This is a genomic window from Spirosoma pulveris (assembly GCF_054781875.1).
The window spans coordinates 108998-124257 of the sequence record NZ_BAAGTO010000011.1; the positions used below are offsets into that span (position 1 = coordinate 108998).

The window sequence follows — 15260 nt, forward strand, 5'->3', positions numbered from 1 at the left end:
TGCTGACGCGAGCGTGTCGGGTTTGAGAACCCGACACCACTCCAGAGTTACTTTGCCTGTAAATCCACGGCTACCGTTGCGCTCATGCCGGGACGAAGTTTGGCGTAGAGCGGGCTGTTTTTGTCCAGATCGATACGAACCGGAACCCGTTGAACGACTTTCACGTAGTTACCCGTTGCGTTGTCGGGAGGAAGCAGGGTGAATTTAGCACCCGTTGCACCGGCAAATGAACCCACCTGACCGACCAGCTTGTCGCCTTCGAAAGCGTCGACATCAATCTCAACTTTCTGACCGGGCTGCATTTGCTTCAACTGGGTTTCTTTGAAGTTGGCCGTAACCCAAAGGCTCGTGTTGCCAACGATTGAACACAATGCCTGACCCGGTTGTACCAGTTGGCCAATTTGCACCGCCCGCTTCGACACCACGCCCGAAACCGGAGCCCGGACAATGGTGTATGATAGCTGTAGATTGGCTAAATCCAGGTCTGTCTGACGCTGTTTGATGGCGGCCTGCGCTACTGAAATTTGCCCTTCCGTAGCCCGGCGCTGCGAACTCGTTACGCCCGTTTGCGTGCCAGCCGCAGCAACCTGTGCCTGAGCCGTTTGCAGCTGCGCTTGAGCCGCCTGTACTTGCGCCTGAGCAGCATCCCGTTCGGCCTGTACGGCGTCGAATTGTTGCTGAGGAACTGTTTTTTCGGCCAGCAAGCGGCTATACCTTTCAAAATCCTGATTGGCTTTGCGGGCACGGGCCTGAGCCGCCGTTACGTTCGCTTGGGCGGTAGCTACCTGATTACGGGCCGTTAGCACACTAGCCTGCGAGCTTTGTATGGTTGCCGAGGCAACACTCACCTGCGAGCGAGACACCCCGGCAGCTGCCATTGCACTCTGCAAAGCGGCTTCAGCCTGAGCCACCCGAATTTTGTAATCAGCATCGTCGAGCACAACCAGCGTATCGCCTTCTTTAACAAATTGGTTGTCTTTAAAACGAATCGCTTTTACGTACCCACCAGCTTTCGGAATAACCGGGTTTACATCGCCATCAATCTGCGCATCGTCGGTTGTTTCGTGACGTTGCAGGTACTTGAACTCAGTGTACCCGAAAAAGAGAGCAATGACCAGGACCAGGACACCCCCTACGCGGAATAAAGTTTTCTTGTTCATGATTAGGTCGTTCGTCAGAACGTGAGAATAATTAAAGATTGTGGCCCGTGGCTTTAAGCAGTCGCTGGTACGCGAGCTGCGCGTCCACGGTGGCATTGATTACATTGAGTTGAGCTTGTAGCAGGAAGCTGTCCGCTTCGAGCAGATCGGTTGAACCAACCAGCCCATTCCGGAATCGCGACTCCGTCAGGCGGTAGTTTTCCTGCGCCTGTCCGACGGCAGTGCGGATAACATTCTGTTGCTCCAAAGCCAGTTGGTAATTATTATAAGCCGTTACTACTTCCGACCGGATCTGATCGGCTTGTTGCTGACTTTGAATCGATGCCTGATCGATAGCCGTTTTTGCCGTGTTCAGTTTGCCTTTCATGTTGTAAAGCGAACCGATGTTGTAAGACAAGCCAGCCCCAACATTCCAGGCACTGATGAACGAATTGGCTTCGGGAACGAGTCGGGCCGTTGGATTAATGTAGTTATACCCCAGCGATACCCCCAAATGAGGATACATTGCACTTTTAGTGTTGCGAAGCATAGCTTCCGCCGATTGTACACGCAGTGAATTGGCCTGCACTTCAGGACGGCTCTGTAAGGCCTGCCCCAGGAAGTTACTCAATGGCTCGGCCGAGGCAATCGGATTAGCCAGCGTGGTATCGACGCTGATAGCCTGGTCGTCGGGAAGGCCAATGAGCAGGTTGAAATTATACAAAGCCGTTTGACGAGCCTTTTCAACCTGTAGCCGACTCAATTGCAAGTTGTTGCGCTGCAACTGGATTTTAAGTACTTCGTTGGCCGTCACCACGCCCTCCTTCTGGAGATTCTGAGCTTCCCGTTCACGCTCGTCGAACTGCTTGATATTTTGCTCGATAACGCTGGTGGAGCGAATAAGCTTGACAATGTTATAATACGCTTCTGTAACGGTGTAGACCAGCTCTGAGCGGTTGCGCTGGGCATCCAGTTGGCTGGCTCTGACGAGTAAGTTCGCCGATAATTCCGCCGACTTCTCGGCAAAACCACCAAAAACTTCTTTACTAATGGTTGCGCCCCCTATGGTTGCGTTGAAAGCTCCAGCCGGAACAGTTAGTAAAGCTTTGCCATCACTCCCCGATCCCAGTGAGAAGGGACCGGTCAGGCTGTAGCGCGAGTAGGCCAGCGAGGCATTGGCCTGTGGCAAACTCCGATCTTTGGCTTCCTGCGCACGTGCCTCGGCGGCCAGTGTTCGGGTATCGGCAAGTTTGATACCCTTGTTATTTTGTAAGGCCCGTTGAATAGCCTGATTCAGCGGCAGTACCGACGGCGTCGACTGGGCGTTTGTCAACCCCAGGCTTAGCAACCAAAGGCCTGCCCCTATTACGTACTTTTTCATTTTACCGATTTCTAATTTTTTCCAGGAGTGTATTCATTGTGCGTACTTCGTCGTCTGTCAGGTGGCTCACGATGGATTCAAAATTCTTGAACTCAACCGCAATGGCTTCTACAGATCGATAAGATTCTTCCGTGAGCCTCAGGTTAACTTTCCGACGATTGGTTGGATCAACTTCGCGAACAATCAGATTCTTAGCTACCAGCCGATCCGTTAACCGGGTCATGTCGGAGTTTATATCCGTCATTTTTTCTTTCAACTCACCCGCCGTTAGACTGTTGGGATAAACCTCCGAAAGGCGACGTAAGGTGATGTACTGTTGAACCGACAAATCGAAAGGTGCTAGCTTTTGTCCAAAATAGTTAAAGATGTACCCGTCTGTCTGGTGCAGATTCTTGATTAGTCTATGATATTCATTAACCGTTTGCATATCCATGTCTGGTAGGGCGTATCAAAGGTATAACCCATATTTGTTTAAACAAATTTCGTTTAAACGATAAAAATTCCGCTGTTTATTGATTTACGTTGTACAGAAAAGCACTTACTTTTTTTAATGCAAAATTTTCATAGTATTAAAATAATACAACTCCTCTTTTATATACACCTTAAAGGTTTGTGCATAGTTGTTTATATATTGGCAGCAAATATTTTAATAGGTTTTTAACAATGTTGAGAAAGGTGCATTGACAGCGTGCAGTGGCTATTTATTGGCATATAGAAAAAGTTAGCCACTCAATCAAAGCTGTATTTTGAGGAATAAATGATCTGCTACCCCGATCGTATTGAAGTCAGGGCCTTCTGGAATAACGGAGAAAACTGGCTAACCTCCAATGTAACATTACACAAAAACCTTTTCAGTTAGCAGCAGGCTTTAGCCTGGAGAAATCAATAAAAAAGACTCGCCCATTGTAGCTGGACGAGTCTTTTATTGTATGGTTACGGTGGAGAGATTAGAAAGCGGCTTGCACGACTAACTAAAAAAAACAATCCTTCATGTGTATCAATACCCCTGATTTTGTGTCAGCGTGGCAGTTCCATCGGGGCGTTTGGTAGCGTCGATCTGACGTTGGGGTACCGGGAATACGACGTTTTGGTCTTTGAAGGTGGCACCGCGCAGATTCGAACGTTTGGTAACTTCATAGGCTAAGTATTTATTGAGCACTTCTTTTGCCACACCCCAGCGCACCAGGTCGAAGAACCGCTGTCCTTCCATCCCCAGTTCCAGACGGCGCTCAAACCGCATCGCCTTTAGGGCAAATTCACGGTCAGTCCAGGGGGTTTTATACTCTGAAATTACATAATTGGCTGCCGGATTACCATCTGCACCCTTTACAAACCCGTCGGGATTAGCCGCCCGCCTACGTATCAGATTCACATACTCGCGTCCTTTCTCCAGGTTGTTCAACTCGATCTCGGTCTCGGCGGCCATCAGCAGCACCTCGGCAAACCGCAGAATCCGGAAGTTATTGGCCGATGTACGGCGGTCGGGGTCAACCAGACCGGACATTTCGTCGGTTTTGTAGTACACGTTTTTCTTGGGCGAAAACGTACCGGCATAGTTCTGGTCGCGAATCCAGGATTTGCCGGGGTGTATGCCCCAATCCAGATATGGTATCCCCCGCCGACCTACCGACCAGTCGAGCCGGGGATCAAGGTTGCCGGCGTCGGGCGTGAAGGGCTGGCTACTTTCGAGTCCCTGATCATTTTTCACCTCAAACTGATTGTAGGTATCGGGCAGGGGCAGTCCATTGGCATCCGTGCGGTGGGCGTTGACAAAATCCTGAGAAGGCTGGAAATAGCCGCAGCATCCACCTGGCTGGGTAGTAAGGCCACCATGCGGCAGATTCAGATTTTCGCCCAGGCCCCCATTGAAGCCTTTACTGTTGTCATTGGCCGAATAGTTGGCATCCAGCACCACTTCTGTGTCGGTTGCACTGCCCTGTGTGCCAATTCGGAAATTATCGTGATACCGGGCAAATAGCGCGTATTTAAGACCTTTCGTGGTTTTTCCTGTGGTTACGATGGCATCAAGTAGTGGTTTGGCCTCGGTCCATTTTTTCTGAAATACGAGCACTTTGGCCAGCAACACCCCGGCCGCCCACTTGTTTATCCTACCCGTTTCAGCAAACGTTTCGGGTAGGTTAGTGTAAGCATATTGCAGGTCGGTTTCCATCTCCTTCCAAAGCACCCGCTCGTTGGGCTGGCGATAGTCGGTAGTGGTTTCGTCAATCCAGGGAAGGCGACCGAAAATAATGGTGCCGTGGAAATAGTACAGTGCCCGCAAGGCCCGCGCCTGTCCAGTCAGGTTTTTCACCTCTATTTCGCTCAGTCCGCTCACCTGCGGAATAAGCCGGAGCACGTCATTACAGCGTGCAATACCGTCGTAACAAAACCGCCAGCGGTCGTCGAGTTTGGTACTCGCCGGAGTTACTTCATAGCGTTCAATGTCGGATCGACTGCCGCCTACGTCGGCACCTTTCTGAGCATCGTCGGAGGTGATACCGCCAAAAACCCAGTTCGAGAAAGAGTTTACATCGGCTCCCGCGCTGGAGCCGTTACCATACATGGCTCCGTTCAGCCCGGCATAGGCTCCGATGAGAATACCGTTGACACCGGCACGGGTTTTCAGTGCTTCTTCGCTAAATACACCGATAGGCTGGCGGTTCAGAAAATCGTCTTTGCAGGCGTGGCTGCCCAGTAGCAGTACCGACAATGTGAAGAGTTTGGCAACTCGGTTGATAACTATATTCATGACGATAAGTTGCTTAAAAGGTAAGGTTCAGACCGCCCAGCACTTGAAGCGGATTGGGTACTCGGCCGTGATCGACACCCAGGCCAATGTCGCCCCTGCCCACGTCGAGCAGGTCAGGATCAGGCCCGGTGTATTTGGTTATGGTAAATAAATTCTGCGCCTGAACATACACGCGGCAACGACTGATATGCAACGACTTAGCCAGGGTTTCGGGGAGGGTATAGCCTAACTGAGCCGTTTTGGCCCGAAAATACGACCCCGATTCAACATAATAGTTGTTAGGTACGCTGCTGGTAATATTATCGTTTACATCGAGCTTAGGCAGACTGGCGTTGGTGTTTTCAGGCGTCCAGCTGTCATAGAGCATCTTGCGCGACCGGTTGCCTGCAAAAGCTCCATTCATGTCGGTCCACCATTTAGTGTTGTTATAAATCTGGTTACCGTAGTTCCAGAAGAAGAACAGGTTCAAATCGAAGTTGCGGTACGATGCATCGAAGTTATACCCCATCTGAAATTTAGGGTGCGGACTACCGATAAAGGCCCGGTCGTTGGCATTGATAATACCATTGCCGTCGATGTCTTTGTAGCGCCACCGCCCTACCGATTGCCGGGACGTGGCCTCGGTTGTTTTGTTAATGCCGGGCTGGGTGGGTGCAGTCTGCACTTCGGCAACCGAATTAAAGAAGCCGTCGATCACGAATCCGTAAAATTGCCCGATGGCTTCGCCCGACAGCGTGCGGGACACCTGTCCATAGCGAACCGTGTTGGTAAAAAAATCGACTCCCGGACTTGACACCCGGTTGCGGTAGGCCGAAAAATTGCCCGATACGCCATACTGAAGTTTGCCCGTCCGACCGCGATAGGTCAGCATCAGGTCGACGCCGTTATTTTCGGTGTTGCCGACATTGATGAAGGGAGCATTAAAATCGCCCTCGGTGCCGGGGCGCGGAATCTGCACCAGCAGGTCCGACGTTTTCTTTTGATAAACATCGACATTTAGCACCAGCGCACTCCGAAAAAGAGCCATGTCAAGGCCGATGTTGAGGGTGGCCGTCGACTCCCACTTGGAGCTGGAGTTGCCTTTCCGGTCGAGGTCGTAGCCAGGCTGTGTGGTGGTATTATTGCCGGTGAGATCATAAAACGAACGCTGCGGGTCCGAACGATAGAATGTAAACTGGTTGTTGGCATCAATCTGATCATTGCCTACTACCCCGTAGCCTGCCCTGACTTTCAAATCACTTAGAAAAGAGAGCGAGCGCATGAACGGCTCCTGCGACAGCCGCCAGCCTACGCTTACCGACGGAAAGTTACCATAGCGAACATCACGGGCAAACTTACTGGACCCGTCGCGACGCAGAGTAGCGTTAAGCAGGTATTTATCGTCGTAAGCATAGTCAACGCGCCCAAATACAGAATAAAGCGACTCGACGCTGATCTGAGAACTGTTAGATTGCCCCACAGTATTGCCCCGATCAAGCACCTGGAACGATTCGTCGGTGAAGGGATAGTAGCCCACCCGGTCGCCCGATAGCTGCTCAAATTTGTAATCGACAGCCTCAATGCCCGCTAGCCCTTTCAGGCTGTGCCGTCCCATGGTTTTGTCGTAATTGAGCGTATTGGTAAACGTCCATCGGTACTGATAATTACTACGTAGGGCCAGGCTGGTGTTAAACCCGCCTTCCGAGTGTTCGGGGTTAATGTCGGTGAACACGTTACGGTAGCTATTAGTATAATCGATCCCGAAATTGGTACGAAAACGAAGGCCTTTCAGCAAATCAACCTCAGCATACACGCTGCCCAGCAGCCGAATATCGTTCTCGGCATTGTTGCGGTTACGATACAAAATTGCCACTGGGTTTTGTCCATTTCCGGTTCCCGGCGCTTTAGAGCCGGCAAAATTACCCGCAATGTCGTAGACCGGCACAATAGGTTGCATCCGGTAGGCCATCGACCAGGGCGATGCTTCGTCGTTGTCGGTGCTGCCGTTGCGTTTGCGAAACGAACCAAACAAAGTCTCGCCAAACCGGATGCGGGTGCCCAGTTTAAACTCTGAGTTAGCCCGCAGGCTGTACCGGTCAAATCGGGTGTATTTCTGCAAACCGGCTTCGCTGTAGTATCCCAGGCTCATGCTATACACCGACTTTTCCGTGCCTCCTGATGCACTCAGGTTGTGGCTTTGCACGGGGGCGGCCTGCGTCATCTCGCGAAACCAGTCGGTACCTTCTTTGTTGGCCCGTGCAATCTGGTAGAAACCGCTTTGGTTATAATTGTAACGGGCGGGGTCAACGGCGGCATTGCCTTCGAACAACCCTCCGGCGGTGCCCGCCAGCACGTAGTCAGGAATAACAGGCGACGCACCCCGGCCAAATTGAGTGGACGAGGGGGTGAGGCCTGCGCCTAGTTGCTGTTTCCAGATCAGGTCTCCCAACTCGGGCGTGTTGAGCAGATCTGGGTATCGCGTGACCTGGGATACACCATAAAAGCCGTCGTAACTGATACGTGTGGTGTTTGCCTTACCTCGTTTGGTGGTGATGATTATGACACCACCCGCACCCCTCGCTCCATAAATGGCCGCCGACGAGGCATCTTTTAAAACAGTCATGTTCTCTATATCGTTGGGGTTCAGCGAGTTGGTACTGCTAGTTTGTACCCCGTCGATAATAATGAGCGGGTTATTGCTGCCAAACGAGCTGATACCCCGAATGCGGATAAACCCCTCGCCCCCCGGCTGGTTAGAGCCGGAAGCTACTACCCCAGCCACTCGCCCCTGCAGCATGTTGCTCACATCGGCAGCGGGTTTGGTCAACACCTGCCGGACATCGACAGTCGCTACCGAGCCGGTGAGATCAGCCTTCTTCTGGGTACCATAGCCTACCACAACCACTTCACTAAGGGCTTTCACATCCGTCTTTAACGAAACCGTCAGGCTGGTTCGGTCGCCCACAGCAACTTCCTGAGATTCGTACCCCACGAAACTGAACACAAGTACAGCGGCTTTATCGGCCACCGCCAGCGAGAACATACCCCGGGCATCGGTCACAGTGCCACGCTGCGTACTTTTGATAGCCACCGTCACGCCAGGCAGTCCTTGACCGGTTTCGTCGGTAACGGTGCCGGTAATGGTCTGATCGACCATCTTATCCATTTGGGCTGCCGGCGTAAACATACCCAGGCGGGTCAGCAGGGGTTGGGACTGAGGGGGATCCTGGCCCAAGGCTGCGTCGACTGGCAATACCTGTGACACGTCTTTTTTGCGCGATCGGGTTTCGGCCAGTATCAGGTACGTACCTATTTTTACTCGCCGAAAGCGTAGGTTCGTGGCCTGTAGCACCCGATTTAAATTGCGTTCTACTGGCTGGCTCAAATCAAGGTCGAGCGGCCCTACGGTGAGCTGATCAACCAGTCCGCCTTCAAACAAAATATCAACTCGGTAATGTGCTTTCAGCGACTGTAATACATCGCGCAGTCGGCGGGTTTCGACGGGAGCCGACACCGTTCGGGCGGGTAGCTGCCGCCCCGACGCGTAGGTTTGGGCCAGGCTGGGTGGAGCAATGGCCGTGAGCATCAGCAACAGCAGAGCCGCCCTTACATTAGGTAAGGTTTTTTTCATATTCCTATTGGTTTAAGGGTTAATTAATCACGTTCAGTAAGTCGCACGGTATTGCCCTGCCGGGCCACGTCAAGATCAAAGATTTCGGAGACGATCAGCAGCAGTTCGTCGGCACTGTCGGCACGAAACGTACCCACGAGCGTTCGCCGGGCTACCGCCGTATCAGGAATCTCCACCCGCAGCCCGTACGTATCGGTCAGGAGTTGCCCAAACTCGGCCAACGTCATGTTATCGAACGAAAATCGGTGGTTGGCGAACCCCATAAACGCCTGTGGATCAACATGATGTTTCAAGCGGGGTTTTGCTGGCTGATCGAGTTTAATAAGGTCGCCGGGCAAAAGCATCAGTTGCTTCCGGGACGAACCTGCTGCGTAATTAACCTGTACTTTGCCCGTACGAAGCATTACTCTTGCCCGATTGGTAAAGGTCGATACGGTGAACTCTGTACCGTGAACCACCACATCGAAACCTTTAGTTGTCTGGACAATGAACCGCCGATTATCAGACTGGTGCCTGACTGAAAAATAGGCTTCACCCATTAGCCACACCTGTCGCAAACCGTTGCCAAAACCAAAACGGGGCACTCGCAGAGCCGAGTTGGCATTAAGGGTCACGAAGCTGCCATCGGCTAGTTCCACAGTCCGGGTTTCGCCGAAAGCTGTTTGGTATGTTTGGTACTTAATCGTATCCAGACTGAACCAGGCAACCAGCAGCAGCACCGCCACCGAAGCCGCAACCATCCACCCATAATGTATTCGATAAGGATTGAAGACGGGACTTTTTTCGTCATCGAGTACTTGCTCATCAGTAACTTCATGGGAGCTAGTTTCCATGTGCTGGACAAACCGCCTTAGCGGAGTTTCGGCATCGGGTTGGTACGACGGGTGCCGGTACTCCCATTCCACTAGCCAGGTGTAGAATTGCTCCTGATTGTCGGGCACTTGCAGCCACTCCTCAATCAGCCGCTTTTGCATTGGCGTTGTAGCGTTGGCGAAATATGAGAAGAGCAGATTTTTATCAACAACGTTCATGACTTTGTGCGGGCGGATTACCTAATTGATAAGTGAGGAAGGAAAACTACGTAGTGGTCAATCAAAAAAAATCTGGGTAAGGCTCTCGCCCAGGCCAACGATTACCGCCCAGAGGAGCCAGTGATCGCGTAGTCCGCTGCGAAGCACCGACAGGGCCTTCGCAATATGTACCTCAACCGTTCTAACTGAAATCTGGAGTTCAGCGGCAATGTCTTTAGCACGTCGTCCTTCAAACCGGTTCAGTATAAACACCTTGCGGCATTGGGGTGGAAGACCGTCCACGAGCAGATCAACTTTATGATGCAATTCGTCAAAGCGCATGATGGCCTCCGGTTCTTCTGTCGAGAGGGGCTGGTTAGCTACCGAATCGAGCTGATCGCTGGGTTTGAGTTCATGAGCAATATAGTTGTAGGTCCGGTTACGGACCGACCGAAACAAATAGCTTCGGTACGACTGCTGTACAGATAGATAAGCCCGCGTATTCCAGAATGTGTAGAACACATCGGCCACCAGATCTTCGGCTACATCCTTGGCATACACAAAACGAACTGCGTGTGTGCACAGGGGCTGATAATAGAGCCGAAACAATAGTTCGCACCCCCGTTGTGGATCAACCTTAAAAGCTTCGCGGACAAAAAATTCCGTATCAGCCACCTGTTCAGCGGTATGTTCAGTTCCTGCCGGCGGTACCACGGCCGGACCAACGGCGGGTTGCCCTTCAGTAGGTAAAACGGAATAAACAACTTGCATCATAAAGAGCGGACCAGCCGTGCTAAAGCAGTAGTACTATACCAGTATGACAAATGTTAGGCCGAAACTACGTAGTCCACTTCTAAAAAAAATCTAATTTTTTAATTGAATAACTCAGGGCACCATACTTTAGTGACTCCATCGCATAAGCTGTCCTATATGATGCACACGTTTTACGCAAAGATTGCTTTGCAGTTTCTTCCGCTAGTCGTAAAAAAAAAAGACCCCATTACTGGGGTCTTTTTCCGTAGAGTCAATAAAGTGGCTTATTTAATATCGCCCACCATATCTTCGGGCTTCACCCATTCGTTAAACTCTTCTTCGGTCAGGTAACCGAGTTGTAACGCCGTTTCTTTGAGCGTCGAGCCGTTTTTGTGGGCGGTCTGCGCAATTTCGGCCGCTTTATAATAGCCGATTTTCGTATTCAGGGCCGTAACCAGCATCAACGACGAATCGACGTGCTTTTTGATGTTGGCCTCGATGGGTTCGATGCCTTCCGCACACTTGTCGTTAAACGACACACACACATCGCCGATGAGCCGGGCCGAATGCAGGAAGTTATAAATCATGACCGGCTTGAACACGTTCAACTCAAAATGACCGTTCATGCCGCCAATGTTGATGGCGACATCGTTGCCCATGACCTGAGCGGCCACCATGGTCATGGCTTCGCACTGGGTTGGATTTACTTTACCCGGCATGATCGACGAACCCGGCTCGTTGTCAGGAATGTGCAGTTCGCCAATACCCGCCCGTGGACCGCTAGACAGCATTCGGATGTCGTTACCAATTTTCATCAGGCTGGCCGCTACGGTTTTCAGAGCACCATGGGCTTCCACTATAGCATCATGAGCCGCCAGAGCTTCAAACTTATTTTCGGCCGTAATGAATGGCAAACCTGTAACACTGGCAATGTGCTTCGCCACGTTTTCGGAATAGTTGGGGGGCGTGTTGATACCCGTACCTACAGCCGTTCCGCCCAGCGCCAGTTCGCTTAGGTGAGCCAGCGAGTTGTTGATCGCCCGCAAACCATGATCGAGTTGCGACACATAGCCCGAAAACTCCTGCCCTACCGTTAGCGGGGTGGCATCCATGAAGTGCGTCCGCCCGATTTTTACGATATTCATAAACTGCTTCGACTTGGCCGCCAAGGTATCACGCAGCTTCGTGATGCCCGGAATCGTTACATCGAGCAGAATTTTATAGGCTGCGATGTGCATAGCCGTCGGGAACGTATCGTTCGACGACTGCGATTTATTCACATCATCGTTCGGGTGTAAAAACTTCTTCTCATCTGAAAGTTGACCACCCTGCAGCACGTGGCCGCGGTAAGCGATCACTTCGTTGACGTTCATGTTCGACTGCGTACCCGAACCCGTTTGCCAGACAACCAGCGGAAACTGATCGTCCAGTTTACCGTCCAGAATTTCGTCGCAGGCCTGACCGATGAGATCACTTTTTTCTTTCGATAATACGCCTGCATCGAGGTTCGTTAGGGCTGCTGCTTTTTTGAGGTATGCAAACGCCCGAATAATCTCGCGGGGCATTTTATTGATGTCCTGAGCAATTTTAAAATTCTCGATGGAGCGTTGGGTTTGAGCGCCCCAGTAAACATTGGCCGGTACCTGTACCTGGCCCATCGTGTCTTTCTCGATGCGGTATTCCATGAATAAACGAAAGGATATAAGAAGTTAGACAAAAGCTGTCTGCTAATTCAGCGGCAAAGGTAGGGCGCAACGACACAGAGTTGAAACGAATTTTTATTCTTTATAAAATAGTTCTCAAGTGACAGTACAAGGTTGCTATTTGGAAGGTAGACAGATCCTTTGGTTAAACCCATATCGAACCTTCTTAAAAAAAACCACTGGTAGAGTTTATGGCCAAGAAGTATCATGGCAATGCCATTTTTCCGGGCCATTCGCATAGCAGTTTAAAGGTAACTGATACTCAATCTGATACTCCTACACGTCAACATTTGTCTATATAAAGACAAGGCAATTCTGGTCTGTTCGTTCGTGTGCGGACGGGCGGCAAGCGGTCAGCACAAGTTTAAATGACTTTCCGGCAAACATGAGACTGATCCTCTTTCTTAGTTATCCGTCGCTTTTTTTAAAGGATACTGCAGCAAAACGATGGTCCTTAAATCGCAGAAATGGAGTCTCAGAATAGGTATAGGATAGACTTGAAATAATAAGTGTCAGACAAATACTCAGCATATATAAAATTAGATTGTATATAAATCCTGAATTAACAGGCAGCACATGCTGAAGTAGATTTATCAGTAGAACGATGAGAGGAATATGGTATAAATAAACACCATAAGAGATTCGACCCAACCGTTCTAAAGGCCCCCCATCCAGCCGAATTAATGTTTTCGGGTTACCGGCCACATTGAGAATGAACAGCCCAAAAAACAGGCCATAAATTTCCAGATTACAGCCGGGTATCTGCGTACCTGTAAGCCAGAGGACCAGCACAGCAGTGTAAGCAGTGATTTGTACCGATGGCGCGAATAGCCATCGGGTCATAAACGAATGCTTTTTGTGTAGAAGCGTTGCACCCATTGCACCAATAAGCATCAGACTGATGCGAAATTGGCCCATCAACACTAAAATTATAGATAATGCAGATTTAGCTTTCCCTGGTGGCGTGATTTGCTTGTACCAGAAAACACATAAGGCAACAACAACAGTAATACCCAAGATATAAGTAATAATTGCTGCTAATTTCCGCGACCACTTTTTTGTCCGCATAATGTGAGGCCATAATATATAAAATTGCTCCTCTACACCAATTGACCAGGCAGGTGAGCATAAATAGGAAGGATCAAAAAAGTCAATTGCTAAATTGGGCAAGATCAACAGGAAAAGCGTTAGCTGAGGGACAAAATATGAAGTCGAAACGGTAGTGTCTGACCGATAGTCAAAGAGAGTGGGGAAGTTGGGAAAAACCAGCAAAGCCAGAAAAACTATCAGCAGATATAAGGGCCAAATCCGTAAAATCCGGCGAGCGTAGAAGTTAGATACGTTGATTTCATTAGCTGAACGTTCGCGCAGGAGCAGATATGTAATTAGAAAGCCGCTTAGAACGAAAAACATACCAACACCTAACTTCCCACTGTTTTTAATCAGATAAAACTCATATACGTTTGGCACCTTCATCTCCCACTTCACTTGTTCAATATGATGTAAAAGCACCAGAAACGCGGCAATAAAACGAACTCCATTTAGATTCGGGAGTAAACCTGAGGATGTAGTTGCAAGTGTATCCTGAAAGGAAATTTTCTTTGAAAAATCAGTTTGACTGGGTATCACTAATACGGCAGGAGAAATGTTCAAAAATGTAAAATCCCCCTATATTAACAGTTTAATAATTATCGTTACTTATTATATGTATAAAACCTAAGAAAAAGTATATTAAAATGATAAATGCCGTCATTATACTCCAGCAAAAAACAATTATTACGATGGGTTACTTTTCTACATACTCTGTATTAATAGTATTGAAATAAACTAACAACCTCAATTTCAACTCAACATGGCAAAATCTGCATTTTTCATCCTCTCGATGATGGCATTGGCAACGGCTTGTTCCAGCACAAAAACAGAATCTACGACAACCGTATCGGATTCTACTTCAACGATGATGAGCGACACGACATCGACGATGTCAACTTCGTCGACTACTGGTGACTCAACATCGACCATGATGAGCGACACCACAAAGAAAGATTCGATCAAGTAGTGTGTTGATCTGTCCGTCGTTCGATTGATGACGAAACAGTATGAGTAACAGACCGGTATAAAAAAGAAGACCCTCGTTGATGAAGGTCTTCTTTTTTATGGGTACGATGCACCAAATACTACTTCTTCAGGAGTGCAGCCGCCTTTTCATCGACGAGCCAGACGAGTTCTCCGTCCACCGGCCTGATCACCTGCGAGGGATATTTGTCCGGATTGTACGCCCCTTCGAGCACTTCTTTTAAAGGCTCCGCTTTTTTGGGACCCGCCACCAGAAAAGCAACGCAGGCAGCCCGGTTCGTAATGGGTGCCGTTAGCGTCAGACGAAACATGTTCTGCTGCGTCAGAAAGTACGCTTTAGTCCAGGCCGTTTCTTCATGGACAACCTCGGTGCCGGGAAACAGAGAAAGGGTATGCCCATCATCGCCCATACCAAGCAGAACGAGGTCGAATGACGGACCGCTATCACCAAAATAGGCGTGCAGGATCCGGTCGTAGTCGGCCGCTGCGGCATCGGGTTCAAGGTCAGTTCGCCAAACGTGAATCTGCTCCTCCGGCGTATAAACATGCCCTAGCAGCGTATCGTACGCCATACCGGCATTACTCTGTTCATCGTCGATGGGCACATAGCGTTCATCGCCCCAGAATACGTGCAGTTGCAGCCATGGAATCTGATCAACATAAGGCGACTTCGCCAGCAGTTCGTGCAGGGCTTTCGGCGTACTCCCACCCGACAAGGCAATCGTAAACCGATCCTGCTTCCTCAGGGTGTCTTTAATGCGTTTGACGATAAAATCAGCCGCAGCCTTCGCCAGATCGGCCGGGTTCTTTTTGATAATCAGTTGCATAGTCAATTCTAA

At 49.9% G+C, this 15260-nt stretch carries 11 protein-coding genes; all 11 read right to left on the reverse strand.

Annotation, left to right across the window (positions count from 1 at the left end; genetic code table 11):
- Positions 1-47: 47 nt before the first annotated feature.
- Complete coding sequence (locus tag ACYVJM_RS26480) at positions 48-1160, reverse strand: HlyD family secretion protein (RefSeq protein WP_461151237.1); 1113 nt, start codon at positions 1158-1160, stop codon at positions 48-50.
- 31 nt (positions 1161-1191) lie between these two features.
- A complete protein-coding gene (locus ACYVJM_RS26485) occupies positions 1192-2520 on the reverse strand; it encodes a TolC family protein (RefSeq protein ID WP_461151238.1) in 1329 nt (442 codons plus the stop codon).
- Between the two features lies 1 nt (position 2521).
- Positions 2522-2953: a MarR family winged helix-turn-helix transcriptional regulator gene (locus tag ACYVJM_RS26490; RefSeq protein ID WP_461151239.1), complete on the reverse strand. Its 432-nt coding sequence runs from the start codon at positions 2951-2953 to the stop codon at positions 2522-2524.
- A gap of 564 nt (positions 2954-3517) precedes the next feature.
- Entirely contained in the window at positions 3518-5269 is a 1752-nt protein-coding gene (locus tag ACYVJM_RS26495; RefSeq protein ID WP_461151240.1) for a RagB/SusD family nutrient uptake outer membrane protein, read from the reverse strand.
- A gap of 13 nt (positions 5270-5282) precedes the next feature.
- On the reverse strand, positions 5283-8879 hold the full coding sequence (locus ACYVJM_RS26500) for a SusC/RagA family TonB-linked outer membrane protein (RefSeq protein WP_461151241.1): 3597 nt from the start codon (positions 8877-8879) through the stop codon (positions 5283-5285).
- A 23-nt stretch (positions 8880-8902) separates the two neighbouring features.
- The gene (locus ACYVJM_RS26505) at positions 8903-9910 is read right to left on the reverse strand and encodes a FecR family protein (RefSeq protein WP_461151242.1); all 1008 of its coding nucleotides are present in this window, start codon (positions 9908-9910) and stop codon (positions 8903-8905) included.
- A gap of 57 nt (positions 9911-9967) precedes the next feature.
- Positions 9968-10663, reverse strand: coding sequence for an RNA polymerase sigma-70 factor (locus ACYVJM_RS26510; protein ID WP_461151243.1), 696 nt, complete (start codon positions 10661-10663; stop codon positions 9968-9970).
- Between the two features lie 263 nt (positions 10664-10926).
- A complete protein-coding gene (gene fumC / locus ACYVJM_RS26515) occupies positions 10927-12327 on the reverse strand; it encodes a class II fumarate hydratase (protein WP_461151244.1) in 1401 nt (466 codons plus the stop codon).
- Between the two features lie 426 nt (positions 12328-12753).
- Complete coding sequence (locus ACYVJM_RS26520) at positions 12754-13998, reverse strand: acyltransferase family protein (RefSeq protein WP_461151245.1); 1245 nt, start codon at positions 13996-13998, stop codon at positions 12754-12756.
- Between the two features lie 189 nt (positions 13999-14187).
- Positions 14188-14400: a hypothetical protein gene (locus ACYVJM_RS26525; protein WP_461151246.1), complete on the reverse strand. Its 213-nt coding sequence runs from the start codon at positions 14398-14400 to the stop codon at positions 14188-14190.
- 122 nt (positions 14401-14522) lie between these two features.
- On the reverse strand, positions 14523-15248 hold the full coding sequence (gene pgl / locus ACYVJM_RS26530; RefSeq protein WP_461151247.1) for a 6-phosphogluconolactonase: 726 nt from the start codon (positions 15246-15248) through the stop codon (positions 14523-14525).
- Positions 15249-15260: the final 12 nt, after the last annotated feature.